We start from the raw sequence: 25,285 nt of genomic DNA on the forward strand, positions 1-25,285 counted from the left end.
ACCGGCGCAGGCATCGCCGTTCCAGGCAACCCCACTGCCACCGACGATCCGTTCCCAGCATCGTCCCCACCTGGAGAACGGACATGCTGCATCGTTTCCTTGCTTCCCTGGCCACGCTGGCGTTGCTCGCCGCGTGCGCTCCCGCCCACGCGCGCCCGCTGGTCGATGTCGCCGTGGTCGATCGCGACAGCGGCCAATGGCTGCAGCAGTATCCGCACCGGGGCGACCTCTGGGTCGCGGGTACGCCGGGCCACCGCTACGGTGTCCGCCTGACCAATACCACCGGCGAACGCGTGCTGGTGGTGCTGTCGGTCGATGGCGTCAACACGATCACCGGCCAGACAGCGCACCCGTCGCAGGCCGGCTACGTGCTGGAACCCTGGCAGACCGCGGAGATCACCGGCTGGCGCAAGTCATTGGACGATGTGGCGCAGTTCGTGTTCACCGATCTCCGCGACAGCTACGCCACGCGCACGGGACGGCCGCGGAATGTGGGCGTCATCGGCGTGGCCGCCTTCCGCGAGGCCCGCACCTACCAGTATCCGTCCCATGGAGCGCCCCCCATTGCCCGTGGCAGCAGGGAGAAGCGCGCGGAATCCGCTGCGCCCGCCGCGTCTGCAGGGAGCATCGTCGCGGACGAGTCCGTGCACCAGCAGAGCATCGGCACGGGTCACGGAAGCCGCGAGTGGTCCCCGACATCGCGCACCGGATTCGAACGCGCAACCCACCAGCCGGAGCAGATCAGCGAACTGCGCTACGACGAACGCCGCCGCCTGGTGGCGATGGGCATCCTGCCACATCGAAACAGCCCCGCCTGGCGCAGTGGTGCGCCGCGCGCATTCCCCGGCGGCTTCGTGGCCGATCCGCCAGGCCGGCACTGATCCGCACGAAGACGGGCCGCCCAAAGGCGGCCCGTCGGGCTCGGTCCGAGCCGCAAGCATCCGCTTGCGGCTTAGTGCTTGAACGTGTTGTCGGACCGCAGGGAGCGCTGGAAATCCTCGACTTCCGTATGCGCGCGATCACGGTCGTAGCCGTAGCGCTCCTGCAAGCGGCCCTCCAGATATTCGGCATTGCCTTGGGCCACCTTGAAATCGTCGTCGGTCAGATCGCCCCACTTGGCCTGGATCCTGCCCTTCAGCTGCTTCCAATTGCCGGCGATGATGTCCTGGTTCATGGCGTTTCCTCTTCGTGTTTCGCGGCAGGGGGTTGCCGCATGTGCAGAGTCGCAGGCCATGCGTTCCCATCCGATCAAGTGCGCGTCAACGCGCCATTAGAAGACGCTGAACGGTTCAGCAGCATGACGACGCGCGGGACGATGGACGCGCGCTGAAAAAAAACGGGCCGCGATGCGGCCCGTCGATTCGCGGGAAGCCGCGGGTCACTTGCCCGAAGATTCCTCGACCTTCTCGCCGACCTTCTGCACGTCCTTGCCGAACCCCTTGACGGTGTTGCAGCCGGACAGCACGGCGATGGAGAACAGGGACAACATCATCAACGCGACCAAACGCTTCATGGGCGACTCCTGTGGACGGTATTCACGGCCTGCGGCCGGCGGTCCGCACCGGACCGGCCGCGCAGTCTGATTCAACCATACTGGCTGGCGCCTGACCATGCAGGAACGAGGAAGGGCCGGGGTCACCCCCGGCCCTTCCTGAGGCTGGCGCGGATGAAGCGTCAGGCCGGCCGGATCAGCACTTGCCGTCCTTGCAGTCCTGCGCCTTGTCTTCGACCTTCTCGCCGACCTTCTGCACGTCCTTGCCGGCGCCGGCCACGGTGTTGCAACCGGATAGGACGGCCGTCGAGAACAGGGCCAGCATCAGCAGGGTCATCGCACGCTTCATGGGTCTTCTCCTTGGTGGATAGCGGTGCCGTCGCGGGTGCGTCCCACTCCGCGGCGGCGTGTGCGTCCACCTTCGACGCGGCGCCGTATAGGGCGCGTGAAGCCCGAAGCGACCCGTTCAGTCGCAGTTTTCCTGCCCCGCCCGCGTCAGTCGCGCATCAGCGTGGATTTGCCAAACAGGCTTTCCACCAGGTCCACCGTGAGCTTGGCCGTGCGGTTGCGCCGGTCCAGGACGGGATTGAGCTCGACGATGTCCAGCGAGCCCATCAGGCCGGTGTCGGCGATCATCTCCATCACCAGCTGCGCCTCGCGGTAGTTAGGACCGCCGGGTACCGTGGTGCCCACGCCCGGCGCGATGCTGGGGTCCAGGAAATCCACGTCGAAGCTGACGTGCAGGTGGGTGTCGGCGTCCACACCTTCCAGCGCCGCTTCCACGGTGCGCTTCATGCCGACCTCGTCGATGTAGCGCATGTCGTACACGTCGACCCTGTGGTCCTTGATCAGCTTCTTTTCTTCCGGATCGACCGAACGGATACCGATCTGCCGGACCATGGACGGGGTGATGGCCGGGGCGTCGCCGCCGAGTTTCGTCAACGCATCCGGGCCTATGCCGCACAGACAGGCCACGGGCATCCCGTGGATGTTGCCCGACGGGGTCACTTCGCTGGTGTTGAAGTCCGAGTGCGCGTCCAGCCAAAGCACGCGCAGCTTCCTGCCGGCCTGGCGGCAGTGCCGGGCCACGGCGGTGATCGACCCCATCGCCAGGCAGTGGTCGCCGCCCATCATGATCGGCAGGCGTCCACGTGCCAGTTCGGCCGCCGTCGCGTCCATGACGGCGCGGTTCCAGGCCACGACTTCATCCAGATGGCGATAGCCGTCCACCGGCCCGGTCCACGGATTGGCCGGCCCCTGCACGTTGCCGGTGTCGATCACGTCCACGCCGCGCGCCGCCAGCGCCTCGCCCAGACCGGCGATGCGCAGCGCGTCAGGTCCCATGCGCGCACCGCGATGACCGGCACCGACATCGGTGGGCACGCCGATCAGGGACACGGGAGGGAAGGCTCGACTCATGGACACGTCCTGCGGAAAACAGGCGCATAGTCTAAGCGGTAGGCGATGACGGCCCTGTGGCATCGCAGCACGCAGAGCGTGATGGGCAGGGAATGGTGCCGCTTATCCGAATCGAACGGATGACCTACCGCTTACAAGGCGGTTGCTCTACCAGCTGAGCTAAAGCGGCATGGGTGCCAATTCTAGCGCAGCGCGGCGCAGTCGAGCGGCTGGGGCGCGCCGCTGGACGCGCGCCGCGCCATTGCGGCGCCGTCCGCGCCCTCGGCCGCACCGGCATCGAGCCACCAGAGGCTGGTGCCTGCACGCCCGACCGGCTGCAGCAGGGCCGCGAAACCGCCGGCCTGCAGGTCGGCGACGCGACGCTCGGCCGCTTCACGACTGCGATAACGGCCGAGCGCGATGCCGTTGGCTTGTTCCCCCTGCCGCACGACCAGGAAGTCGTCGAATCCCGCCGCGCCGATACGGGCGGCGATGGCCTGCGCCTCTTCAAGCGAAGCGGCAGGCGGCATCACCACCTGGTAGCCGTTGGCGCTCGTAGCCGGCGCTTCGCGCAGTTGCGCACGCAGCAGCTGGGCGCCGAGCGTTTGGCGCGCCTGGTTGGCCGCAGCCTCGCTGGTGTAGGGCCCCAGGCTGAAGCACGTGCCCAGGGCGACGGGCGATACCGCATCGCGCGCTTGCGACACCGGCGCCTGCGTCGACATCGACGGGGCCTCATGCACCAGTTGCAGGCGGGCCACACCGGCGGGCAGTGCGGGCTCTGCTGGCGGCGTGGGCGCGGGACGGGTCAGCCACCAGGCGGCGGCTCCCAGGTTCAACACCACCAACAGGACGATCAGGGCGCGGATCAGCATGCCGCGATTCTAGCCGCGCTCAGCCGTCGGCACCGAGCCGTGCCCAGAGGGCCACGCCTTCCAGCACCAGCGAAGGCGCAAGCAGGGCGTGGTCCAGGCGCGAGGCCAGCTCCCCTGCGCCGCCGCCATGCAGCAGCAACGCGGGGCGCTCGCCCAGCCGCTGTTCGGCCTGCGCCAGGCTACGTTCGATCAATCCCAGCGCCGCCCCCTCGCAGCCGGACGCTAACGCATCGCGGGTGTCGGCGGCGAATTCCAGATAGTCGCCCCCGTGGGCCGGCAGCTGCGCCGCCGCCTGCTGCAGCGCCTCGCGCATCAGCCGGGGCGAGGGCGCGATGCGCCCCCCGTGATGAAGACCCTGCGCGTCCAGCAGGTCGATGGTCACCGCGGTGCCCACGCCGACCACCAGCCAGGCACGCGTGCCGCGCGCACGCGCAGCCAGCAAGGCCAGGAACCGGTCTACACCCAAGCGCGCGGGATCGGCATAGGCGATACGCACCCCCGCCAGCGTCGGCTGCGTACGCACGAGGGAGATGCAGCCGAAACGGCGGGTCAGCCAGTCCACCGCCGCCGCCGTGCGCGCTGGCGACGCGACGCTGGCCAGGATCGCGGAGGCCGCTTCGCCGGTGACCGCGGCGGGAACGGCGTCATCGAGTGCGGCGGCGACATCGTCGCCATAACCGAACGCCCGCACCTGGCCCAGCCGACCGCCCGCCTGCAGCGGCGCGCATTTCACCCGGGAGTTGCCCAGGTCGAATACCCACTGCGTCATGAGGCCCTCACGCTGACATCGCCCGCATGCACCCGGCGCAAGGCCTGCCCCATGCGCACACACAGCGCGCCATCCTCGCCGATGCCGTCGGCGATACCGTGCTCGTCGCCCTGCGCGCCATGCACGGTCACGGTGCGCCCCGCCAGCACATCGAGCGCGGCGTACCGCGCCAGGAAGGGCGACAGACCCGCGTCGTCGAACAGGTCCAGCGCCGGCAGCAAGGCATCCAGCAGGCAGGCGGCCAGCGCGTTGCGCGATGGCGCATCCACGCCCAGGCGCGCGAGATCGGTCCAGGCCTGGTCGATCGTGGCGGCGAAGTCGGGAGGCATGCGCACATTCAGGCCGACGCCGATCACCGCGCGCGCCGGCCCGGCATGCTCGCCCCCGCCTTCCACCAGGATGCCGCCCAGCTTGGCGCCACCGGCCAGCAGATCGTTGGGCCACTTCACGCCGACGCCGTCGTAGCCCGCCTGCCGGAGCGCTTCGGCGACGGCCACACCGACCACCAGACTCAGGCCGCCCAACCGTGCGAGGCCGCCGGAAAACTGCCGGGACACCGAGAGGTACAGGTTCGCCGCGATCGGCGATGCCCAGTGGCGGCCGCGGCGTCCGCGCCCGCCGGTCTGCTGTTCGGCCAGCAACACCGCCGCGCCCTGCGCGGGCGCCTTGCGGCGCAGGAGTTCGCTGTTGGTGGAGTCCAGCGACCATGCCACTTCGAGGGCCGACAACGAACCTGCCTGCCGCATCCGCGCAAGAATGCGTTCCGATTCCAGCAGTTCGACCGGCGCCGCGAGGGCGTAGCCCCGACCCGGCCGCGCATCGATGCGTACGCCACCCTCGCGCAGGGTTTCGATGCGCTTCCATACCGCTGCGCGCGTCTGCCCGACGGCACGTGCGAGCGCATCGCCGGAGACCGGTCCTTCTGCAAGACGCACCAGCAGGTCGCGCTCGCCGCTCATGCGCGACGGCGCCAGAAGCGCACGCGCTCGAAGCGCGACTCGGTGCCCGCACGCAGACGCTGCACGTTGGCGCGATGGGTGAACAGCACCAGCAGCGCCGCCACTGCCGCGAAGGCCTGCGTGGCGCCATCCGCTCTCAGCCACACGGCCAGCGGCAGCAGGCAGGCCGTGGCGATGATGGAGGCAAGCCCGACGTAACCGCTGGCGACCAGCACGCACACCCACACCAGGAACAACGGCAATAACGCGACCGGCCAGAGGACCGCCACACCGCCCAGCACCGTGCCCACGCCCTTGCCGCCGCGGAAGCCGTGCCAGATCGGCCACACGTGGCCCAGCGCGGCCGCCAGAACGGCCAGCCACGCGACCGCGCGCACGGGCAGCACGCCATCCACCGGCGCGAACCGCAGCGCGAGCCACGCCGCCAGCGCCCCCTTGCCGATGTCGATCAGCACCACACCCAGGGCGAACTTCGCGCCCTGGGTACGGAATGCATTGGTGCCACCCGCGTTGCCGCTGCCCTGCGTGCGGATGTCCACGCCACGCAGGCGGCCCAGCGTGAGGCTGCCGGATACCGAACCGAGCAGGTAGGCGAAGAGGATCAGGAGGGCGACGACGAGCATGACCTCCATTATGGGCTACGCGGGACGGATGGCTCAGTCGGCGGGCGCAGGCTGGACGGCCACGATCAGGGCCCCCCGACCGGCATGTGCGCCGATGGCCGCGCCGGTCTCCACCAGGCGATCCTCGCGGATATCCAGACGCGTGCGCAGTGCGACCAGCAGGCGCTCCGCCTCCGCTCGCGCATCGCAATGGCCCACGATCAGTCGCCAGCGCCGGCCGCCTGGCAATGCCCGTGCGACGCGCCGAGCGAACGCTTCCGGCGCGTTCGCTCGCGTCGGCAGCAGGCCGGCCACGACCATGCGGCCGTCCGTACTCATCTTCGCCATCGGGGTCAGCGCCGTCAGGCGTGCGATCGGCGCGGCCCAGCGCGGGATGCGGCCGCCACGCACCGCGTGCGAGATGTCCGGCGCGATCGCCCACATCCGCGTCAGCGGGCGCAGGCGCTCCAGTTCGGCCACCACCTCGCTCTCGCCCTGCCCCTGTGCGGCGAGTTCCGCCGCGCGCCAGACCAGCAACGCCTGCCCGCACGCGGCATTGACGGTATCGAAGACACGTACCCGGCCGGCCGGATCGCGGCCGGCCGCATGCTCGCCCGACTGCAGCGTGCCGGACAGCGCGCGCGACAGGCCCACGTACAACACGCGCGGGTGGTGCGCGAGCGCGAGTTCGAACTGCCGGCGGAAGTCGCCGGGCGGCGGCTGGCTGGTCCGGGGCAGTTGGCGCGACTGCGCCATGCGCCGGTAGAAATCCGCCGTGGAGAGCCCCACCTTGTCCAGGTAGTCGCGTCCGTCCAGGTCCACGCGCGCGGGCACCACGCCGATGGCGTAGCGCTCGGCGATGTCCTCCGGCAGGTCGGCCGCGCTGTCGGTGACGATCACCAGCGACTGGCGCAATGCCGCGGCGGCCTGCTGGCGGACCATGTCGTCGGCCTTCATGCCTTCGACCCGGCCCTGCGCCGCGCAGGCGTCGAACAATGCCTGCGGCGATCCCGTGTGCGCATGCACGCGCAACCGGGATGCGCCGCCTGCGATCACGATGGAGTCCGCGCCCACCGCTTCCAGTGAGGTGCGAAGACGTTCCCGGTCCAGGCTTTCGCCCAGCAGCAGGCATTCGGTGCACCAGCGACGCGCCGGATCGATGTCGTGGTCATGACCGAGCGGATCGGTGGCATCGTTCGCGGCCGGCGGAGCGCTGCCACGCATGCGCACGGCGCGGGGCCCTCCCTCGACGAACTCGGCGATGCCTTCCAGCAGGTCGACGAATCCCTGCGCACCCGCGTCCACCACGCCCGCCTTCTGCAGCAGCGCCATCTGCCGTGGGGTGTCGGCCAGCGCGCGGCGCGCACGGTCCAGCGCGCGTGCGAAGCCGCTGCGCGTATCGGCCGGGGCATCGACCTCGCCCGCGGCGGCCTCCAGTTCGTCGGCGAACGCCGAGATGACGCTGAGGATGGTGCCTTCCACCGGCTGCGCCAGGGCCTGACGGGCGCTCTGCGCGCCCTGGCGGACGGCCGCGGCGAGCGAGCGGCTGTCCAGCTCCGGCAGGGTCCGCACGCGCTCGGCCACCCCATACAGGAACTGCGCCAGGATCGCGCCGGAGTTGCCGCGCGCACCGTCGATGGCGTCGTTGCCGACGCGGCTGAGCAGGTCGCCGGCGTGCTGGCTGGGTCGGCTGAGCGCCCCGTTCAGCACGCTGCCCAGGGTCGATGCGAGGTTGTTGCCGGTGTCGCCGTCGGCCACGGGGAACACGTTGATGCGGTTCAGTCCGTCGCGCGCGGCGATGACCCGCCTGGCGCCGGCGATCAGCGCCAAGCGCAGGGCAGGTGCGGTGAGGGGGCGGTTCTGGGGTTCGGGCATGCGCGCAGTCTGCCGCAAGCGGTCCGACTCGGCTGCTGCGTCGCAGCAGCCGATACCGGCTTTTCCTCGATCCGTCGCCGCAGGCCCGCGTTTCGTCGCACGGCACGGGCCGATGGGTGCCGGCGGGTACCATTCAGGCTATAGTCGGCGGTGTTCTCTGGCCGCTGTCCCCGACCGACAGGAGTCCCTCCGATGCTTCGCGCCAGCCTTGCCCTGATGCTTCTCGGTGCCTCGGCGGCCGTGCTCGCCCAGAACGGCCGCGGCATCGCCAACGATGCATCCACCAGTTGCCAGGACCTCAGCGACCGCGCGGTCGCCGAGCGCACGGCAGACGCCATGCCGGCCGCGCCGGATGCGCGCCGGGCGCGTGCCGCGGCGGTCCGCAACAAATACGCCGCCCCTGCCGCCGTGCTGTCCCCGTCCCCGCGCGGAGGCGGCGACGACGAGACGCCGCTGCCACGCAGTCGTGGTTCGAAGTGGCACAGCTTCCTGCCGGGCATGTTCCGCTGACGCGGACGGCAACACCCGGTGATCGGCCTGCTGCGCCGCCTGCGGCGCCCCGCCCCGTCCGTTGACGAAACCCTCTGGCGCGCCCTGCGCGCCGGAACGCCCTGGGTGTCGGCGCTCGACGACGCCCGCGCCGATCGCCTGCGCGGGCTGGCCGCACGCTTCCTCCACCAGAAGACGATCACGCCACTGGCCGGGCTGGACCTGGACGACGCGCAGCGGCTGCAACTGGCGGCGCTGTGCTGCCTGCCCCTGCTGGAGTTCGGCGAAGCGGGACTGCGCGGCTGGTCGCAACTGATCGTCTACCCGGACGCCTTCCGCGTACGGCGCACGCACACCGATGCGGCCGGCGTCCTGCACGAATGGGAGGACGACCTGGCGGGCGAAGCCTGGGACCAGGGGCCGCTGATCCTGTCCTGGGCCGACGTGCAGGCCGATCTGGCCGAGCCCGATGCGGGCTTCTGCGTGGCCGTGCACGAGATGGCGCACAAGCTGGACGTGCTGGACGGCGAACTCGATGGCACGCCGCCGCTTCCCGACGCCTGGCACGGCCGATGGGCACGCGACTTCCAGCGCGCCTACGACGACTTCTGCATGCAGGTGGACCTGGGACGCGAGACCGCGATCGATCCGTATGCCGCCGAAGCGCCCGAGGAGTTCTTCGCGGTGGTCACCGAGTACCACTTCTCGGCCCCGGACGTGCTGGCCGCATCGATGCCGGACGTAGCCGCACACCTGCGCAGGTTCTACGGCCCTTCGCCGTTCGCCCGCTGATCGACGGCACCGCTCGGGCGATCGACTACAGGCCCGGCGGCAGCCGGACCTCGAAGCGGGCGCCGCCCAGTTCGTCCGAACGCTTCACCTGCAGTTCGCCGCGGTAGTCTCGGATCAGGTCCTGCACGATCGATAGGCCGATGCCGTGCCCCTGCACGCGTTCGTCGCCGCGCACGCCACGCTGAAGCACCTTGGCCACGTCCTCCTCGGCGATGCCGGGGCCGTCGTCGTCCACCGCCAGGAACAGGCCCGCACGCCGTTGCGGCGCGGTAGCACCCACCTCCACCGTCAGCAGCACCCGCGAGCGCGCCCACTTGAAGGCATTCTCCAGCAGGTTGCCGATCAGCTCCTGCAGGTCGCCGGTCTCGCCGTGGAAGCGCGCGCGCGGGTCGATCTCGAACTCGCAGATCACGCCCTTGGACGCGTAGACCTTCTCCAGGCCGCGCACGATCTCTTCGGCGTGGGGCTCGATCTCGACCGCCGCCGAGAACAGTTTGTGGCCACTGGAAGCCGCGCGCGCCAGCTGGTACGACACCAGGTTGTTCATCCGCTTGAGCTGCACATCCAGCTCCTGCCGCAACGCCTCCGGATCGGTGGTGTTGTCCAGCTGCGTGCGCAGCACCGCGATGGGCGTCTTCAGGCTGTGCGCCAGGTCGGCCAGGGTGTTGCGCTGGCGCTCCAGGTTCTCGCGCTCGCTCTCGATGAAGGCGTTGATGCTGTCGGTCAGCGGCTCCAGCTCGCGCGGATGGCTTTCGGTCATCCCGGACAGTTCGCCGCGCTGCACGCGGCTGAGTTCGAAGATCACGCGCCGCAGCGGACGCAGGCTCCAGCGCAGCACCAGCATCTGCAGCAGCAGCAGGATGACGCCTGCGCCGCCCAGATAGACCCACAGCGAGCCGCGGAACACGCGGATCTGCGCGCTCAGCGCCTGTGCGTCCTCCAGGATGTAGATGCTGTAGGGGATTTCGGCGTGCTGGTGGGTCGCCGGCCATGCGTAACCCACGCCGTACCGGTAGGCCTGGCTCTCGCTGCCGTCGGCGCGGCGGATCGGCAACGGCCCCTCGAACGATTCCTCCAGCGCGCCCAACAGCTGCGGCACCGGCAGCTCGGGGCCGAGCGTGGAATTGGATCCCCACGGCGGCACGCCCTGCAGCACCACCTGCGCATACATGCCGCTGTCGGGCATGTCGAAACGCGGATCGGGCGTGTTGTACGGCGGGATCAGCGTGCCGTTGCGGCCGAACTCCACCTTGTCGGTGTAGTACAGCGCGTAACTCTTCAGGCGCTGGCGCAGGTTGTCTTCGGCGGTGTCCACGAAGGCGCGGTCCAGCGCGTAACCGGCGAGGGCGAGGAACGCCAGCAGCGCCAGACTGGCCGCCAGCAACTGGCGTGCACGCAACGAGCGCGGCCGCCACCCGTCGAACCGGTCACGGCCGACGGGGGCGGAAGCTGCGGCGCCGGAGGGGGGCGCGGGCATCAAGTGCAGGCGATGCCGGCGCGGTGCATCAGCCTTCGCCGCTGCGCGGGATGGCGAAGCGGTAGCCGCGGCCGCGCACGGTCTCGATCGGCTTCAGTTCGCCGTCCGGGTCCAGCTTCTTGCGCAGGCGGCCGATGAAGACTTCCAGCACGTTGGAATCGCGGTCGAAGTCCTGCTGGTAGATGTGCTCGGTCAGGTCGGCTTTCGAGACCAGTTCGCCCGCATGCATCATCAGGTATTCGAGCACCTTGTACTCGTAGCTGGTCAGGTCCACGTTGCTGCCGTTGACGCTGACGGTCTGCGCCGCCAGATCGAGGGCGACCGGACCGCATTCCAGGGTGGGCTTGCTCCAACCGGCAGCGCGCCGCAACAGCGCGTTGACGCGGGCCAGCAGTTCCTCGACATGGAACGGCTTCACCAGATAGTCGTCGGCGCCCTGCTTCAAGCCTTCCACCTTGTCCTGCCAGCTGCTGCGCGCGGTCAGGATGAGCACCGGGAATTTCTTGCCCTCGTCGCGCAGGGCCTTGATCAGCTCCATGCCCGACATCTTCGGCAGGCCGAGGTCGATGATGCCCACGTCGAACGGCACTTCGCGACCCATGTACAGACCTTCCTCGCCGTCCTGGGCCGCGTCCACCGCGAAGCCTTCGCGCTTCAGGCGCGCGGCAAGGGTTTCACGCAGGGGGGCTTCGTCTTCGACCAGCAGGATACGCATGGACTCTCCTTGGAATGCGGCGCGGCGCCAGGCCGCGCGGGACGTGCTCGTGTGAGCCGTGATTCTACGTAAGACTACGGGCGCGGGGGGTTATCGCCGCGTGGAGGCGGGGTCATGTCACGCCGCGGATGCGTCGGCGCATCGGCACCGCGTCGGGCGGGGCCGGCATCGTCCATGACACGTACCCGTCCGCGGTCGTCCACGTACTTCACCCGGTTGATCTCGCGACCGTCGTACTGCATGCGTTCGACGCTCAGCACCTGCCCCCCGGTTTCGTTGCGTACGCGCCGCACCGAGTCGGACATCGACGAACGATGCGCGCGCTCTTCGGCCCGCGGGAACGCCCGCTCGCGCGAGGGCGGGCCACCCTGCTCATCCTGCGCCCACGCACTCGCGGCTCCAGCGACGGAAACCAGGGCGGCCAGGGCGACAGCGGCAAGAACGGGAGTACGAAAGCGCATAACGGAATCGTAACGGAACTGGGATCGCGAAACTGAACGAAGCCCGAAACCGCCTCTGTGGATATGGAGGCAGAGTCTTGGCGCCCGGCGGTGAATCCGTTCTGAATTTATCCACAGCCCGGAGGGCCCCATTCAGGCAGCTGAATGGTCAGAAAATCTCGGCCACACAACACCTTAGCGACCCGCCGCCGGCCTCGATCGCCTCCAGCGGTACGCTGCGGACCGCGAAGCCCGCGCCCTCTTCCAGCTGGCGGCGGGACGCCTCCGCGAGGCGGTGGTGGGCCCGCCGGCTCATCCACACCGACCGGTCCGTCAGGGCGATCGCATTACCGGCGAAGGCCGCCTGCTCGGCCGGCGACAACGCCACGACATGCGGCCCGTACAGCGCATGCAGGGCGCGGGAGACATCGCCCTGCAGCGCGTGCGGACACACCAGGGCCGCCCGGCCGGCCAGCACGGCGAGCAGCACGTTGGTGTGGTACTCGCCGGGCGCCAGGTCGAACATCAGCGTGACACGCAGCCCGAACGCCGCATGCATCAGCGCCGCACCGGCTTCGTCGCAGCGCTCGGACAGGCCGCAGAAGCCGATGCCGCGCGCGCGGTCGATGACCAGCGCACCGGTCAGCTCGCAGGGGTGCGGCTGGCCGGACAGGTCGGTCTCCGCATAGCCCAGCAGGTCGCGGAAGTAACCCCGGATGTCCGGCCGTACCGCTTCCCGCTGGCGTACGGGATGGCGCATGCGGCCGACGATCAGCCGTGGCTCGCCATCGACGCGCGCGGTGGCGAACACGTTGTTGGGGAACACCGCATCCGGCGTGGCCTCGCTGCCCGGGAAGCAGACCACGGGCAGTTCCTGCGACAGCGCGCGATGCAGCGCATGGTGCTCGCGCAACGCGGCGTCCGCGTCGAACGCCCCCGGGTCGGCCATGTAGCGGTTGTCCTGCGCCGACTGCTCCGCCCGGACGAAACCGTCCGGCGACACGAGGAACGCCGCCCGCGCCGTCGCGGGGCCAAAGTCCGGCTTCAACGTGCACGCAACGGCGATGAAAGCGTCGATGTCGCGCGTGATCATCGCTCAGGCCGCAGGCCGCAGTTCGCGTTGGGTCGCCGCCAGCGCCTGCTCCACCAGCGACCAGTCCGCACCAGGCTTGTGTGCGCCTTCGCTGAGGATCTGCCGGAACGCGCGACCGCCCGGTTGTGCATGGAACAGGCCCAGCACATGACGGGTCAGGTGCTTCAGTGCCACACCCTTCGCGAGTTGGGTTTCGACGTAGGGGCGCCATGCGCGCAGCAGGTCCGCGCGCGGCGCGGGCTCGCCACCGAACAGCGAAGCCTGCATCGCGTGCAGCACGTAGGGCTCGTGGTACGCCGCGCGGCCGATCATCACGCCATCGCTGTGCTGGAGGTGCTCGTGCACCTGCGCGGTCGTGGTGATGCCGCCGTTGATCGCCACCGTCAGTTCCGGTCGTTCGCGCTTGAGCCGGTAGGCCCAGTCGTAGCGCAGCGGCGGGATCTCGCGGTTCTCCTTCGGTGACAGGCCCTGCAACCAGGCCTTGCGCGCGTGCACGAAGAAGACGTTGCAGCCGGTGGCCGCCACGGTATCGATGAAGGCGAGGAAGAGGTCGTAGTCCTCCTGCTCGTCCACGCCCAAGCGGCACTTCACGGTGACAGGGATGTCGACGGCATCGATCATCGCCGCCACGCACTCGGCCACCAGCGCGGGCTCCTTCATCAGGCAGGCACCGAAACGCCCCGCCTGCACGCGGTCGGACGGACAGCCGACATTGAGGTTCACCTCATCGTAGCCCCAGTCCTGGGCGATGCGCGCGGCCTGCGCCAGGTGCGCCGGCTCGCTGCCGCCCAGCTGCACGGCGACGGGGTGCTCCACGGTATCGAAGGCCAGCAGCCGATCACGGTCGCCATGGATCACCGCCTGCGCGTGCACCATCTCGGTATACAGGCGCGCGTTCGGCGCCAGCAGCCGGTGGAACACGCGGCAATGCGTGTCCGTCCAGTCCATCATCGGGGCGACGGACAGGCGCAGGGCGTCGTGGGGAATCGGGGGGGACGTCATGTGCGCATTGTAGCGTGGGGCTCTCGACCCCTACTCCCGCCCAATGGATCTCCATGCCATCCCTGGCTAGGCCAAACACGATCCAAGGCAGCGTGGACGTGGCCGCGCGGGTGCTCGATGAAGGCACGCCGCTGATCCAGGCGGTGCGTTCGCGCAACCTGGACACGGTCGACGTCTTACTCAAGCTCGGCGCTGATCCCGATAGGGCATCCCTCGGCGAGGGTAATCCCCTGATCGTCGCACCCCGGCTGGGGCTGCAGCCGGAGGTTGAACGGCTGGTCGCGGCCGGCGCGGACGTGAATCGCGTCGTGACCTACGACGAAACACCGCTGATCAATGCCGCGCGGGCTGATCATCTGCCAACGGCCCACTATCTCGTACAGCACGGCGCCAACGTCAATCTGGGTGTGGAGGCGGACGGCTGGCTGGGGCGCTGGCGCCCGCCGTTGAATCAGGCGATGGATCCGGCGATAGGCGCGTATTTGGTTGAACAGGGCGCCACTGCTGCGCGGCATTGAGCGTGAGCTGCCGTTCGACCAGTCGGTGGCGCGCCCATGACCGAGCCGACGCCCACACCCGGGCCACGTTGTCGTCGGTCGTCTCACCCCGTTAGAAACACAGCCTCACCTGATGCTTCTACATGCAGTCCAGCGTGTTGGGGTGCGCAAGCTCACCCCAACCTATGGCCCTCTTTACCCGAAACCTATCGACTTGAGTTCGCCAGTGAGCCACGAGAGCCGCATCTACTATCCATATTCATGCCATTCCTGTATCTGAGCAGCAGCCTATCCTGTGCCGTCAACTTCGTGGCTGCCTCCTCGACCTTTGCGCCGCGCTCGACAAAACTCTTGATCTGGATTCCCACAAGTTTCTTTAGTTCTGAAGGCTGCTCATCGAGCGTCTCGAAGACCATTAGCTGTGCATTCGACCCAATGCTGTTTACAACGCTGATCGGAATGTCCCCGCAGTACACTTCCATGGGCCCAGTGAGATCATCGGCCACAAAGAACTTCAACCCAGCGATCTTCTCAGCTTTGGCCGCATCAACGACCTTTCTGTTGGTGATAGAAAGCTCACTTTCTTCTACGTCGCTCACTGTATATAGCGTAGCCGGGATGTTTGCAGAGGCAAGCAGCATATACAAGAATACACACATGAAAGCCGCAGCCGCTAACAACATGAATCCTCGTTTTCTCATTTTAGGGCTCTCGGATCAATATTTCCATTCTGGATGTGCGACGCCCCAACGACATTAGAATGCCACAGAGAGAAGTAGCCCCATCCTGATATGTAGTTGAAAACCTCCCACCCTTTGCTTCGGCTGTATCCAAACCCATGCGTAGTTAACCTGACCGCACTCCCATCCTGCCATAGCCGATTCACTACGGCCCCTGAGTGTAGCCAATGGTCAGATGTTGTGACGTTGATCATGTAGTAGGAGCCGTCTTTAGCGTAGAAGGACGAGTGATAAATTGGGTTATTAAATAGCAACACGGAGTACCCCTGCTCAACCCCGCCAATTCTCGGAGCGGAACCAGGCTCCGCTATGGATGCAAGGCTCGCCACATTGCAACCAGGGCCTGCCAAACAAGGTGTTGAGGTAATTTCATACTCGTGGAATGTGGGGTCATTCTTATCATAGTCATTTATATCTGGAGAGGCTCTAGGTCGATTCATCATCTGCTGGCGCGACGGCTGCTGCCCTTCCTTACCATCATCACTGCCGGACGGTTGATCATTGACTGGAATGACTGCCTTGCATCTCGCCCGATGTTTGTCACACAGCGAACCCGAGTTCTTGGATTGACGACCATCCGGATCCACAAACTTGTACGGATTGTCATTGGCGTAACGGTAACGATTGAACTGTCCAACAGGTGCGCCATAAGCAGTTACCGGGTCTACACTTAGAAAGGCCCCCACCTGCGGATCGTAATACCGCTGCTGCATGTACGTCAGGCCGGTAGCCCCATCCTGCACATGCCCCGTGTAGCCGATGCCCTGATAGGTCGGCTTGCCTATGATGGCGCCGTAAGGCTCGTAATCGTTGCGCTCGATGACCGTGCCGGCCTGGTTGGTGACCGCGACCGGGCTGCCTAGTGCGTCGGTGTGATGGAACTTTGTCGAGTACACGTTGGTGACGATGTGACGGTCCCGACTCGCGACAATGCTGCCGGCAAGATAGATGTGTTCGGTCGCCTTCTGAACATTCGGGCGATAGTTCTCCTCATACATCACCTGCCCTGCGTTGGAGTACATCGAGAGGATGCTCTGCGTGCTTGCCACTTCCCAGGCAAGCACCCGCCGACCATGGCCGTCATAGCGGTAGTTCTCCTTGTTGACGACCGAACGCAGGCGGTTGCCGTAGTCGAACTGGTAGGCCTGGCTGTTCTTGGTTGCTAGATTGCCCTGGGGGTCGTACTCCAAGCCAACAATGCTGGCGCCAGCACTATTCTTGATGTTGGTCAGACGGTTCTGCGTGTTGTACACGTACTGCGCGTAATCCTTCACGCCGCCCAGCTTCCAGGATGTCATGTTGTCCAGGGCGTTGTACGTGAATCGGTGCCAGTGGTCGCCACCAAACATGGCAGAACCTGCGGCGGCAAGGCGATCCAGACCGTCATATTCCATCAGCCGATACTTGGGAGCACTGCCCGGAATCATGTCGGGCACGTGATCGTAGATCTGGTTCACGTTGCCGTTGGCGTCATAGCGATAGCTGAAGTCCATCGCCAGACCGCTCGCCGTGACCCGGTCCGGAAGTTGCCGCGCATTTTGCGCCATCGAATGGATCAGACCGTTCGCGTAAGTGAACTGCTTGAGTGCCCCATTCGGGTAGTACGTGGCACCGTGCACATAGCTATAGCCAGTCTGATCACTGGCACGAGTCGCCTGCCCCAACGCGTTGGGGCCGTAGCTGATCACCAGACCTGTGGGGTAGGTCTGCGTGGACAGACTGCCATTGCTGTCGTAGCCGTAGCCTATTCCCCACGTATACCAGCCCAACTGGGTTGAACTTTCCCCGGTAAGCATCCTGCGCTTGTTGTAAGCGTAGGTGTTCTCCACGATGCCGGCATTCAGCCCATCATTGTGTGTGGTGATCTTGTAAGGCAAGCCGTCCGGCCAGTACTGCCACGTCTGGTTGCCGCTTCCACCGGGGAATGCCAGATCCTGCAAGCGATTGCGATTGTTGTAGACTCGATCACTCCGTCTGGCAGCCACGGCCGTCGTCGTGCCATTCGGCTCGCAAGCCTGACCTGTGGGGAGACCGGAGGAGGACCACTTCAGGTTGCCCGCCGTGTCGTACCCCATCAGCGTGGTGCCGGTCTCAGGCTCTTCGGAACGGCACAGCTCCTGGTAGTCGTTGTAGCCATAGTGCCGGTCGACGAACAGGCTGCCATCTGCATTGCGCTTGCGGATGCGCAGCGGCTTTCCGAACACATCCCGATGAATTTCAGTAACGCTGGTGTCCGCTCCCGCGGATTGAGTGACACCCGTCGGGCTGTCGTAGCTCGGCTGATCGTAAGCTTGGTATTCGGTGATCGTGGTGTAGTTGCGCGGATTGGTGACGTGGGTCTGGAACCCTGGCGCGTAGGTCGTGGTCGTGTTGAGCAAGCCGAGTTCGCTGTCTTGCGACGACACCTTTACGCGGCCCAGCGCGTCGTACGCGGTCCAGATCCCCGTGGTCAGCGCGTCGGTCGTGCCCGGATACGAGGCGAACGTCACCCGACCCTCGTGGTCGTACGTGAAGCGCTGGAAGCGTTTAGTCAGCGTCTCGGTCGTGCCGTTCGTGGCGTCCAACTCTTTCGTTACCGACGGTCGCCACAGCGCATCAAAGTATGTGATCTTCTGATGGTTGCCGGTGGTAACCGTCTGCCGCCAATGCCCTGCGGGGATGCCGTATTCGGCCGCCCCGACCTTTACGAACGACAACACGGTCTGATTCCACGCCGATGTATCGCAGACGCCGGGGTTCGTCTCCGATGTTTGGGTGACCAGATTCACGCGTCCCATCGTGTCGTAGCCGTAGCAGGTCTTGCCGCCCGCTGCGCTGGTGACCGAAATAACCCAGCCCTGGGCATTGACTGCCGCGCTCTCGACTGCGCCGTCGGCATACTGAATGGTGCGGGGAATGCCGCGATACCAGTCCGCCAGCGTGGTGACATTGTTGTTGCCGTCCTTGACCGTCGCCAATGTGCCATCGGCGTAGTAGGTCGCGCTCTGGGCAAGTTTGCCCGGTGTCGCCGCAGTTCCCGGCCCATACCTCCGTAGTGGCAGGGCGGTCGTCGTGTCGTAGTCCGTCCTGAACTCAACGACACCCGTATTGATATTCGTACTGGACACCTGTTGGCCCAGTACCCAGCTGCTCAGATTGTCGTGGTAGACGATCTGATCGGTACGGGTGTAGGTCTGTGCCAGCGCCGGATACGAGGTCGAGGCGGCAATCGCCAGCACCATCGCACCACCTACTGCTCTCGGCGTGGTTGCGGAATTCCTGGTAAAGATCAGCTTCACTGCATTGTCCTTGTGAAGACGCCAACGGACGGGATGAGCGTTTCATCGCGCGGGAACGGATGCGTCGAAACGCCCCGCTCGAGCAGATCAAGGTTCGAACCCGCCGCCCCCGGATCCGGAGATGCTCACGACCTTCTCTGCGGAGTAGGCACTGCAGACCTCAGGTGTGCAGGCCGCGATCCTGAAACGATGCGTGCCCGCAGTATGGGCGAGCACGTTCGTGCTCAGATTCGGGCCGTTGTAGTTGATGTTGATCGATGCCGTGCCCCATCTGCGCTCCAGCACGTAAGTCGTCGCCCCTGCGACCGCCGTCCAGCTCATCACGAAGGAAGTTCCTTTCTGAGCGATGGATGGGCCCGACAGGACGGGGATGGCGGGTGGCGTGGGCGGGACTGGCGGCGGAGGCGGCTCCGGGAACGGCGGCAGCGGCGTTTCGGGCCCCGTGAAGCGCGATACGTTCGTAGGCCGTGCGAAGGCATCGAACGCATTGACCTGATAGGTGAAACGGGTGGCTTGCTGGTCGATGGTCTTCTTGATCAGCGGACGAGGGAACGCCCCCTGGTATCCGTCCCCGTTCATCCTCCTGCTTGAACCGTGCCAGGCAGGGTATGCCTGGTCGGTGCCGCTGAGATCGTACGTATAGGCGACGCGTCTCAGGACGTTCTCCGGCGACGTGCCGGACTCCTCGCGCAGCAGCTTTCCTTCGTTGTAGAGATAGGTATTGCCGAAATAGTAACGGTGCCATTCGCCATTGGGTCCGGTGACCACGGTGACGCTTGGCGTCGCACAGCTGTCCGATGTACACGGCGGCAGCGAGCAATCGTAGTTGTCCCAGTCGCAGACCGGGTACATCCGGGTCGTCCCTGGATAGCGATACACGCTGACGTTGGGGGAGTAGGCATAGTTCCAGACGGCGGTATCGATCCCCGGACCAGACACCTGCTTCTGGACAAGCGTCAGACTGTTCGCCGAAATGGCAAAAAGGTTCAGATCGTCGTTCGTATTGTTGCCACTTCCGAGCGGCGCCCCCACCGGCGTCGTCGTCACTCGATGGCATGCCAAGGGAACATGGCTACGCCCATGTTCCTGAATGTTGACACTGAATTCACCCGTTGCACCTGAAGGGTGGATGATGGTTCCTGTGAAGGTCTGCGTGTAGTTGAGAGGTGTCTCTACAGCGCGACAGGACCTGAGCGGCTCGTCAAACGCGGCTTCGTTGTACTTGATTTCCGCGTCGGTGAAGGGCGCGAACTGGATGCTCCAGGCGCTCCCATCAGGCAAGGTGACCGCGCTGAGAGAGCGTCTCCCACTGGGTACGGTCACATAGCTGTAGCTCCATGTCCGAGCACCGTCCGTGATGCTTGAAATCGTGCTACCCGAATACGTCACGACGATCTGGCGGCCATCGCTGCCCGTGATACCGGTAAGCTTGGCGGGCGCATTCCACGCGTTGCCGTATGTGTAGGTGACATAGTTGCCGAAGCGGTCTTCCACGCGCGTCGCGTACAGCGCATTCCGCCTGCGCTGCTGTATCGCATACATCGGGCTCCCACCCGAGATGTTGACCTGGTTGCCCTTCATCGAGGTTTCGAAGAATTGGGCCATCCAGTCGTACCAGACTCGGGTGCCGTCCGGCAGGATGGCGAGGAACCCCTGCCCCGTGCCGTTCTTGATGCTGGTCAGGCAACTCAGGTGGACGGTGCCGCTCTCGGTGACCCACGGATAGGGGCCTCCCGTCGTTGGCCGGGTTATGCCGTCTCGTGCAGCGAGCAGGTCGCCCCCTCCTCCGCCCGGGAGTGCAATGCTCAGGCCCTGCCAGTAGTCGGAATAGATGTAGCCGTTGGGAGGAAGGGGAGGAAGGGCGGTGCTGGAACACCGGTTCCCAGGCGCTGCACCCGGAACGACCCAATCCGTCGTGAACACTCCCGAAATGTTGGGCAGGTTGACCTCCCAGTCGGCCAACATCTCATCCGTCGCGGTGTCCTTCCTGTTCTTGACGGAATAGCTTCGGGAGAACGCGACTTCGAGGCCGTTGTTACCCGGCAGACTAAGGTCAGTCGCATTGAACGACAGCGCGCCATTGGACAGGCTGACCGCGTCCCCGGCGAAGTTGGGTCCCAAGCCCGCGACACTCTGGGACGACTTCAGTCGGTCTTCGACCGTCTGCCATGAGAACCGTCCACTGGACTGCGCATATACGACTATCGGATGGGCGGCCACCAGCAGTAGGGTCGCGACGAAGATCCGTCTCATGATCCAGTCCTTAAAGTGAGTTGAGCAGCGGTCCACACACGCGCATCCGGCTGAGCCGGAGAAGCAAGCCCCAAGTCCCCAAATTCCCGGCCAGGTTTCGCCCGGCTTCGATACAGAGCCGATGGTGGTCCCCTACGGCGTCCGACGTTACGCGTTTGCTCGCGCCGCGTGAAGTCCTGCGCGCAGGTAAATGCATGAAGCGAAAACACTCCGCGTAGGCCAACCGCACTGGCCGCGTTATCCGCATCGATCGGACCAACCGCAACTTGCCGTACTGCATGGTGGTCTTCGCGCTCAACTCACCCGAAAGGATCAGTGGGAATGGCGATACGCCGCCATTGCAACGTGATCCACGCTCACTCCCGCACAACAAACCTCAATCCCACCCCCGGCTCCGTCGCGATATACCTTGGCGCCGTCGCGTCATCACCCAGCTTCTGGCGCAACTTGCCCACCAGGATGCGGAGGTAATGCGTGTCGTCCTGATGGTCCGGACCCCAGAGTTCGCGCAGCAGTTGCGGTTGGGTGACCACGCGGCCGGCGTGCTGCAGCAGCAGCGCGAGCAGGGCGAACTCCTTGCGACTCAGCGCCACCGGCTCGCCGTCCAGCGTCACTTCGCGGCGGCCGAGGTCGACGTGCAGGTGGCCGTCGTCGAACAGCGGCATCGCCGTATCCGCCGGGACGATGCGCGCGCGCAGCAGGCCGCGGATGCGCGCCATCAGTTCCTGCACGCCGAAAGGCTTGGTGACGTAGTCGTTGGCGCCACCGTCGAGTGCGGCGACCTTCTCGGCTTCGCCATCGCGCACCGTCAGCATGATGACCGGCACCTGCGACCACTGGCGCAACTCGCCCAGCACCTCGTGGCCGTCGAGGTCCGGCAGGCCGATGTCGAGAACGACCAGGTCGGCGCCGTGCGCCGCCAGCTCGGCCAGGCCGGCGCGCCCGCTTTCGGCCGTCGCCACCACGTAACCCTGCGCACGCAGGCTGATGTCGAGGAAGCGCCGGATCTGCGGCTCGTCGTCGATCACCAGGATGCGGGGCGGCGGTGCGGATGCGGGCGGTGGCGCGGTGTACGTCAAGCCGGTTCCTAGGCGGGGGTGAGCAACGGCAGGGTAATCCGGATCACCGTGCCGCGACCATCGGGCCCCGGCAACGCCTGCACGCTGCCGCCGTGTGCGCCCACCATGCCCTGGCAGATCGCGAGCCCCAGGCCGGTGCCCTGACGACCGCGGTCGCCGCGCTCCACGCTGTAGAACATGTCGAAGATGCGCGCGCGTTCGTCTTCCGGAATGCCTGGCCCACGGTCGCTCACGTCGATGCGCAGCACGCCGTCGATGAGCTTCGCATCGATCCGCACCGGTTCATCCGGCGGCGAGAACTTGGCGGCGTTCTCCAGCACGTTGAACACCGCCTGCTCGATCAGCGCCGGATGCACCCAGATCGCCGGCAGGTCCGGCGCCACCGTGGTCTGCACGCGCACCTCCGGCTGGTAGCGCTGCAGGCGCTGCACCGCCGAGCCCAGCAGTTCGTCCACGCCGATCCAGTCGCGGTTGAGCGTCAACCCGCTATGGCCGAGTCGCGTCATGTCGAGCAGGTTCTGGATGTAGCGGTCCAGCCGCTCGCCTTCCTGCTGGATGGTCTCCAGCAGAGCGCGCCGGTCGTCTCCGCCCATCGCGTCCCAATAACTGGCCAGGCTGCTGGCCGAGCCGATCATCGAGGCCAAGGGCGAACGCAGGTCGTGCGAGACCGACGACAGCAGCGCCGAACGCAGGCGTTCGGTCTCGCCACCGACGCGCGCGTCTTCCAGTTCGGCCACCAGGCGCGTGCGCACGACCGCCTGCGCAATGTCCTCGGCCATCGCCTCGGCCAGGCGGCGCTGTTCCGGCAGAAGGCGCGCCTCGTCGTCGAAGCGCAGTCCCAGCACGCCCAGGCTGCCGCGATCGCCGCGCAGCGGCAGGAACCAGCGCCCCGCGCCAGCCAGCGTGTCGGTATGGCGCCCGGTAGGCTGGCCATGCTGCTGCGCCCAGTCGGCGGCGGCGCGATCGATCTCGCTCAACGCGACGCCGTCCGGTTCCTCCCGCCCCTGCACCCGCAGCCACGCCTCGGCCGACAACGCGCGCGCCAGCGCCTTGCGACCCGCTGCCAACACCTGCCCCAGATCCGCTGCACCGGCCAGGTCGCGGCCCAGCGCTTGCAACGCAGTGGCCTGCGCATTGGCCGCGCGCAACGCCACCACCTGCATGCGCAGGCGCGAGGCCAGGCGCCCGGCGACCAGCGCCGCCACCAGGAACAGGAACACCGTGGTCACGCCCTGCCGCGCGCCGATGTTGAAAGTGAAGCGCGGCTCGATGAAGAAGAAGTTGTACGCCAGGAAGCTCAGAAGCGCGGCCACCACCGCCGCCGTCATGCGCGTGCGCGCCGCCACCAGCACCACCGCGACGATGAACACCATCGACAGATCGTCCAGGCCGACCCAGCGCTCCGCGACCGCCGCCACGCCGACCGCCAGCATCGACGCCATCAAGGCGAAGGCCAGATCGTGCCGGCCCAACAGGTCCCAGGGCCGCAGGCCTCCGCGGCGCGCGCGGGCCCGGGCCTCCGGCGTGCTGATGATGACCAGTTCGTAGTGCGCGCCACGCTGCAGCAGTTGCTGGGTCAGGGTGCGGTTGAACATGCGCGCCACGGGCCGCTCGCGCGTGCGCCCCAGCACCAGCGTGGAGGCGCCGTTCTGGGTGGCGTGGTCGAGCAGTGCGTCGGCGATACGCGTGCCGCGCAGCACGTCGGTCTCCGCGCCCAGCCGGCGCGCGAGCGCGAACGCCTGGTCGATTTCGCGCTGGCGTACCTCGTCCACCGTATCGGACACCTGGACCGTCACCACGCTCCACGGTGCGTCGCGACGCTCGGCGATGCGGCGTGCCGCGCGCACCAGGTACTCGGACTGGCCTAGACCGTCGATCGCCACCAGCACGCGCCGGCGCAGCGGCATGCCTGGCAGTCCGCGCGCCGCCTGGTCCTCGCGCAGGTCGGCGTCGACGCGGTCGGCCGCGGTCTGCATGGCCAACTCGCGCAACGCGATCAGGTTGGACGGCGAGAAGAACGCCTGCAGCGCCTGCGATGCCTGTTCCGGCAGGTAGACCTTGCCCTGGTGCAGCCGCTCGATCAGCTCACGCGGCGGCAAGTCCACCAGCACGATGTCGCGCAGGCGGTCGAACACGGCATCCGGCACGGTCTCGCTGACGCGCACGCCGGTGATGCGGTGTACGACGTCGTTGAGGCTCTCCAGGTGCTGGATGTTGATGGTGGTGTGGACGTCGATGCCGGCGTCCAGCAGTTCGATCACGTCCTGCCAGCGCCGCTCGTGACGACTGCCGGGCGCATTGCGGTGGGCCAGCTCGTCCACCAGCGCGATCTGCGGGCGGCGGGCGAGCAGCGCATCCAGGTCCATTTCCTCCAGCCAGCGGCCCTGGTAGGCGATGCGCCTGCGCGGCAGGATCTCCAGTCCCTCGGTCAGGGCGGCGGTCTCGCCCCGGCCGTGCGTTTCCACGATGCCCACCACCACGTCGCGGCCCTGGCGACGCAATTCGCGGGCACGCGAGAGCATGGTGTAGGTCTTGCCCACGCCCGGCGCGGCACCGAGGAAGATCGTCAGCCGCCCGCCCTGTTCCCGCTGCAGGTGGTCGATCAGGGCATCGGCCTGGCGTTCGCGGGCGTCGGTCATGGGCCTATTCTGCCTGTTGTCGTCAAGCGTCCACCGCGCGCCGCATCCGGTATGCGGTCAGCGCAGTGGCACATGGTGAGCCAGCGCCACGATCGCCGCGGCATAGCCGATGGCGACCATCAAGAGAACGGTCCGGAACGCCACCTCGCGGCGCCAGGCGCCGAGGCGTCGTTTATGGCCGGCCAGGCCCTTGGGACATCGGTCGTGGTCCATGGTGCATTACTCCGGCTTTCCGGTCCCATCCAGGGCCAGGTTGAGTTCCAGCACGTTGACACGCGGCGCGCCGAGCAGGCCGAACTGAGGCGCCGCGGTGTGCTCGGCGACCAGGCGCTCGACCTCGTCCACCTGCAGCCCGCGCGCGCGGGCGACACGGGCGATCTGGATCCGCACGGCGGCTGGGGAGAGATGCGGGTCGATGCCCCCGCCGGACTGGGTCACCAGGTCGCTGGGCACGGCGTCGGGCGCCACGCCCTCGCGTGCAGCGACCGCGGCCCGCGCTTCATCGATGCGACTGCGCAGGTCGGGGTTGGTACGGGCCTGGTTGCTGCCGGCCAGTGCCATCACATCGTAGCGGGCTGCGGACGGGCGAGACTGGAAATAGCGGTCGTCGGCGAACGGCTGGGCGACCAGCGAGGAGCCGATGACCTTGCCGTCGCGCTCGATCAGGCTGCCGCCGGCCTGGTGCGGGAACAGCACCGAACCCAGGCCGACGCCGGCCAGCGAGTACAGCAGACCGAACCCGAGCAGCGACACGCCCGCCAGCGCGAGAGCCGGGCGCCAGACCGGCGCGGCGGCGGTGGAAGAAGGGGAAGATATTGTCATGG

24 protein-coding genes, 1 tRNA gene and 1 pseudogene are annotated in these 25,285 nt (G+C 67.0%); 4 read left to right on the top strand and 22 right to left on the bottom strand.

Annotation, left to right across the window (positions count from 1 at the left end; genetic code table 11):
• Positions 1-83: 83 nt before the first annotated feature.
• On the top strand, positions 84-881 hold the full coding sequence (locus V8246_RS05000; RefSeq protein ID WP_336188171.1) for a hypothetical protein: 798 nt from the start codon (positions 84-86) through the stop codon (positions 879-881).
• A 71-nt stretch (positions 882-952) separates the two neighbouring features.
• Here V8246_RS05000 and V8246_RS05005 read toward each other — a convergent pair whose 3' ends face one another.
• From V8246_RS05005 to V8246_RS05050, 10 genes are all read right to left on the bottom strand, one after another.
• On the bottom strand, positions 953-1,174 hold the full coding sequence (locus V8246_RS05005) for a CsbD family protein (RefSeq protein WP_336188172.1): 222 nt from the start codon (positions 1,172-1,174) through the stop codon (positions 953-955).
• A 204-nt stretch (positions 1,175-1,378) separates the two neighbouring features.
• Positions 1,379-1,513 (bottom strand): entericidin A/B family lipoprotein, encoded by a 135-nt coding sequence (locus tag V8246_RS05010; RefSeq protein ID WP_336188173.1) that lies wholly within the window; start codon positions 1,511-1,513, stop codon positions 1,379-1,381.
• Between the two features lie 175 nt (positions 1,514-1,688).
• Positions 1,689-1,841: an entericidin A/B family lipoprotein gene (locus tag V8246_RS05015; protein ID WP_336188174.1), complete on the bottom strand. Its 153-nt coding sequence runs from the start codon at positions 1,839-1,841 to the stop codon at positions 1,689-1,691.
• A gap of 146 nt (positions 1,842-1,987) precedes the next feature.
• Positions 1,988-2,911, bottom strand: a complete 924-nt coding sequence (rocF, locus tag V8246_RS05020; protein ID WP_336188175.1) for an arginase — start codon at positions 2,909-2,911, stop codon at positions 1,988-1,990.
• Between the two features lie 93 nt (positions 2,912-3,004).
• A tRNA-Thr gene (locus V8246_RS05025) sits at positions 3,005-3,080 on the bottom strand.
• A 13-nt stretch (positions 3,081-3,093) separates the two neighbouring features.
• A complete protein-coding gene (locus V8246_RS05030; RefSeq protein WP_336188176.1) occupies positions 3,094-3,762 on the bottom strand; it encodes an SPOR domain-containing protein in 669 nt (222 codons plus the stop codon).
• A 19-nt stretch (positions 3,763-3,781) separates the two neighbouring features.
• Positions 3,782-4,531, bottom strand: a complete 750-nt coding sequence (locus V8246_RS05035) for a type III pantothenate kinase (RefSeq protein ID WP_336188177.1) — start codon at positions 4,529-4,531, stop codon at positions 3,782-3,784.
• Entirely contained in the window at positions 4,528-5,490 is a 963-nt protein-coding gene (gene birA / locus V8246_RS05040; protein WP_336188178.1) for a bifunctional biotin--[acetyl-CoA-carboxylase] ligase/biotin operon repressor BirA, read from the bottom strand. Before birA ends, V8246_RS05035 begins: the two co-directional genes overlap by 4 nt.
• A complete protein-coding gene (gene plsY / locus V8246_RS05045) occupies positions 5,487-6,113 on the bottom strand; it encodes a glycerol-3-phosphate 1-O-acyltransferase PlsY (RefSeq protein ID WP_336188179.1) in 627 nt (208 codons plus the stop codon). Before plsY ends, birA begins: the two co-directional genes overlap by 4 nt.
• A 33-nt stretch (positions 6,114-6,146) precedes the next feature.
• Entirely contained in the window at positions 6,147-7,967 is a 1,821-nt protein-coding gene (locus V8246_RS05050; RefSeq protein ID WP_336188180.1) for a DegV family protein, read from the bottom strand.
• A 192-nt stretch (positions 7,968-8,159) separates the two neighbouring features.
• Here V8246_RS05050 and V8246_RS05055 point away from each other — a divergent pair, with 192 nt between their 5' ends.
• Both V8246_RS05055 and V8246_RS05060 read left to right on the top strand, forming a co-directional pair.
• Positions 8,160-8,477 (top strand): hypothetical protein, encoded by a 318-nt coding sequence (locus tag V8246_RS05055; protein ID WP_336188181.1) that lies wholly within the window; start codon positions 8,160-8,162, stop codon positions 8,475-8,477.
• Positions 8,444-9,248, top strand: a pseudogene (locus tag V8246_RS05060) (M90 family metallopeptidase). The gene V8246_RS05055 and the pseudogene V8246_RS05060 overlap by 34 nt, the downstream one beginning before the upstream one ends.
• A gap of 25 nt (positions 9,249-9,273) precedes the next feature.
• Here V8246_RS05060 and V8246_RS05065 read toward each other — a convergent pair.
• The 5 genes from V8246_RS05065 to dusA all read right to left on the bottom strand — a co-directional run bounded on the left by V8246_RS05065 (position 9,274) and on the right by dusA (position 13,975).
• Positions 9,274-10,725 (bottom strand): sensor histidine kinase, encoded by a 1,452-nt coding sequence (locus V8246_RS05065; protein ID WP_336188182.1) that lies wholly within the window; start codon positions 10,723-10,725, stop codon positions 9,274-9,276.
• A gap of 28 nt (positions 10,726-10,753) precedes the next feature.
• Complete coding sequence (locus V8246_RS05070) at positions 10,754-11,440, bottom strand: response regulator transcription factor (protein WP_055937106.1); 687 nt, start codon at positions 11,438-11,440, stop codon at positions 10,754-10,756.
• A gap of 74 nt (positions 11,441-11,514) precedes the next feature.
• Positions 11,515-11,901 (bottom strand): hypothetical protein, encoded by a 387-nt coding sequence (locus V8246_RS05075; protein WP_336188183.1) that lies wholly within the window; start codon positions 11,899-11,901, stop codon positions 11,515-11,517.
• Between the two features lie 148 nt (positions 11,902-12,049).
• A complete protein-coding gene (locus tag V8246_RS05080; RefSeq protein ID WP_336188184.1) occupies positions 12,050-12,973 on the bottom strand; it encodes an arginine deiminase-related protein in 924 nt (307 codons plus the stop codon).
• Positions 12,974-12,976: 3 nt separating this feature from the next.
• The gene (dusA, locus tag V8246_RS05085) at positions 12,977-13,975 is read right to left on the bottom strand and encodes a tRNA dihydrouridine(20/20a) synthase DusA (protein WP_336188185.1); all 999 of its coding nucleotides are present in this window, start codon (positions 13,973-13,975) and stop codon (positions 12,977-12,979) included.
• Positions 13,976-14,028: 53 nt separating this feature from the next.
• Between dusA and V8246_RS05090 the strand changes: the two genes are divergently transcribed.
• Positions 14,029-14,493 carry an ankyrin repeat domain-containing protein gene (locus tag V8246_RS05090; RefSeq protein ID WP_336188186.1) on the top strand — a complete coding sequence of 155 codons (465 nt, stop codon included), beginning with the start codon at positions 14,029-14,031 and terminating at the stop codon, positions 14,491-14,493.
• 185 nt (positions 14,494-14,678) lie between these two features.
• Here V8246_RS05090 and V8246_RS05095 read toward each other — a convergent pair whose 3' ends face one another.
• The 7 genes from V8246_RS05095 to kdpC all read right to left on the bottom strand — a co-directional run bounded on the left by V8246_RS05095 (position 14,679) and on the right by kdpC (position 25,283).
• On the bottom strand, positions 14,679-15,113 hold the full coding sequence (locus tag V8246_RS05095; RefSeq protein ID WP_336188187.1) for a hypothetical protein: 435 nt from the start codon (positions 15,111-15,113) through the stop codon (positions 14,679-14,681).
• Between the two features lie 56 nt (positions 15,114-15,169).
• Positions 15,170-18,490 (bottom strand): RHS repeat-associated core domain-containing protein, encoded by a 3,321-nt coding sequence (locus V8246_RS05100; protein WP_336188188.1) that lies wholly within the window; start codon positions 18,488-18,490, stop codon positions 15,170-15,172.
• 87 nt (positions 18,491-18,577) lie between these two features.
• Positions 18,578-20,743, bottom strand: coding sequence for a hypothetical protein (locus V8246_RS05105; RefSeq protein ID WP_336188189.1), 2,166 nt, complete (start codon positions 20,741-20,743; stop codon positions 18,578-18,580).
• Between the two features lie 356 nt (positions 20,744-21,099).
• The gene (locus V8246_RS05110) at positions 21,100-21,822 is read right to left on the bottom strand and encodes a response regulator transcription factor (RefSeq protein ID WP_336188190.1); all 723 of its coding nucleotides are present in this window, start codon (positions 21,820-21,822) and stop codon (positions 21,100-21,102) included.
• Positions 21,823-21,830: 8 nt separating this feature from the next.
• Positions 21,831-24,461, bottom strand: a complete 2,631-nt coding sequence (locus V8246_RS05115) for a sensor histidine kinase KdpD (protein ID WP_336188191.1) — start codon at positions 24,459-24,461, stop codon at positions 21,831-21,833.
• A 57-nt stretch (positions 24,462-24,518) separates the two neighbouring features.
• The gene (locus tag V8246_RS05120; protein ID WP_313220530.1) at positions 24,519-24,674 is read right to left on the bottom strand and encodes a hypothetical protein; all 156 of its coding nucleotides are present in this window, start codon (positions 24,672-24,674) and stop codon (positions 24,519-24,521) included.
• 6 nt (positions 24,675-24,680) lie between these two features.
• Positions 24,681-25,283 (bottom strand): potassium-transporting ATPase subunit KdpC, encoded by a 603-nt coding sequence (kdpC, locus tag V8246_RS05125; RefSeq protein ID WP_336188192.1) that lies wholly within the window; start codon positions 25,281-25,283, stop codon positions 24,681-24,683.
• Between the last annotated feature and the right edge of the window lie 2 nt (positions 25,284-25,285).

Origin of the sequence: Pseudoxanthomonas sp. F11 (assembly GCF_037046485.1) — a bacterium.
GTDB lineage: Bacteria > Pseudomonadota > Gammaproteobacteria > Xanthomonadales > Xanthomonadaceae > Pseudoxanthomonas_A.

Coding starts and splice junctions, on each gene's coding strand:
- V8246_RS05115 (WP_336188191.1), bottom strand. CDS start 24,461: ATGACCGACGCCCGCGAACGCCAGGCCGATGCCCTGATCGACCACCTG.
- V8246_RS05005 (WP_336188172.1), bottom strand. CDS start 1,174: ATGAACCAGGACATCATCGCCGGCAATTGGAAGCAGCTGAAGGGCAGG.
- V8246_RS05065 (WP_336188182.1), bottom strand. CDS start 10,725: ATGCCCGCGCCCCCCTCCGGCGCCGCAGCTTCCGCCCCCGTCGGCCGT.
- V8246_RS05075 (WP_336188183.1), bottom strand. CDS start 11,901: ATGCGCTTTCGTACTCCCGTTCTTGCCGCTGTCGCCCTGGCCGCCCTG.
- V8246_RS05010 (WP_336188173.1), bottom strand. CDS start 1,513: ATGAAGCGTTTGGTCGCGTTGATGATGTTGTCCCTGTTCTCCATCGCC.
- V8246_RS05080 (WP_336188184.1), bottom strand. CDS start 12,973: ATGATCACGCGCGACATCGACGCTTTCATCGCCGTTGCGTGCACGTTG.
- V8246_RS05035 (WP_336188177.1), bottom strand. CDS start 4,531: ATGACGCAGTGGGTATTCGACCTGGGCAACTCCCGGGTGAAATGCGCG.
- V8246_RS05000 (WP_336188171.1), top strand. CDS start 84: ATGCTGCATCGTTTCCTTGCTTCCCTGGCCACGCTGGCGTTGCTCGCC.
- dusA (WP_336188185.1), bottom strand. CDS start 13,975: ATGACGTCCCCCCCGATTCCCCACGACGCCCTGCGCCTGTCCGTCGCC.
- V8246_RS05120 (WP_313220530.1), bottom strand. CDS start 24,674: ATGGACCACGACCGATGTCCCAAGGGCCTGGCCGGCCATAAACGACGC.
- V8246_RS05050 (WP_336188180.1), bottom strand. CDS start 7,967: ATGCCCGAACCCCAGAACCGCCCCCTCACCGCACCTGCCCTGCGCTTG.
- V8246_RS05070 (WP_055937106.1), bottom strand. CDS start 11,440: ATGCGTATCCTGCTGGTCGAAGACGAAGCCCCCCTGCGTGAAACCCTT.
- V8246_RS05055 (WP_336188181.1), top strand. CDS start 8,160: ATGCTTCGCGCCAGCCTTGCCCTGATGCTTCTCGGTGCCTCGGCGGCC.
- V8246_RS05015 (WP_336188174.1), bottom strand. CDS start 1,841: ATGAAGCGTGCGATGACCCTGCTGATGCTGGCCCTGTTCTCGACGGCC.
- V8246_RS05090 (WP_336188186.1), top strand. CDS start 14,029: ATGCCATCCCTGGCTAGGCCAAACACGATCCAAGGCAGCGTGGACGTG.
- V8246_RS05105 (WP_336188189.1), bottom strand. CDS start 20,743: ATGAGACGGATCTTCGTCGCGACCCTACTGCTGGTGGCCGCCCATCCG.
- birA (WP_336188178.1), bottom strand. CDS start 5,490: ATGAGCGGCGAGCGCGACCTGCTGGTGCGTCTTGCAGAAGGACCGGTC.
- rocF (WP_336188175.1), bottom strand. CDS start 2,911: ATGAGTCGAGCCTTCCCTCCCGTGTCCCTGATCGGCGTGCCCACCGAT.
- V8246_RS05095 (WP_336188187.1), bottom strand. CDS start 15,113: ATGCTGCTTGCCTCTGCAAACATCCCGGCTACGCTATATACAGTGAGC.
- V8246_RS05030 (WP_336188176.1), bottom strand. CDS start 3,762: ATGCTGATCCGCGCCCTGATCGTCCTGTTGGTGGTGTTGAACCTGGGA.
- kdpC (WP_336188192.1), bottom strand. CDS start 25,283: ATGACAATATCTTCCCCTTCTTCCACCGCCGCCGCGCCGGTCTGGCGC.
- plsY (WP_336188179.1), bottom strand. CDS start 6,113: ATGCTCGTCGTCGCCCTCCTGATCCTCTTCGCCTACCTGCTCGGTTCG.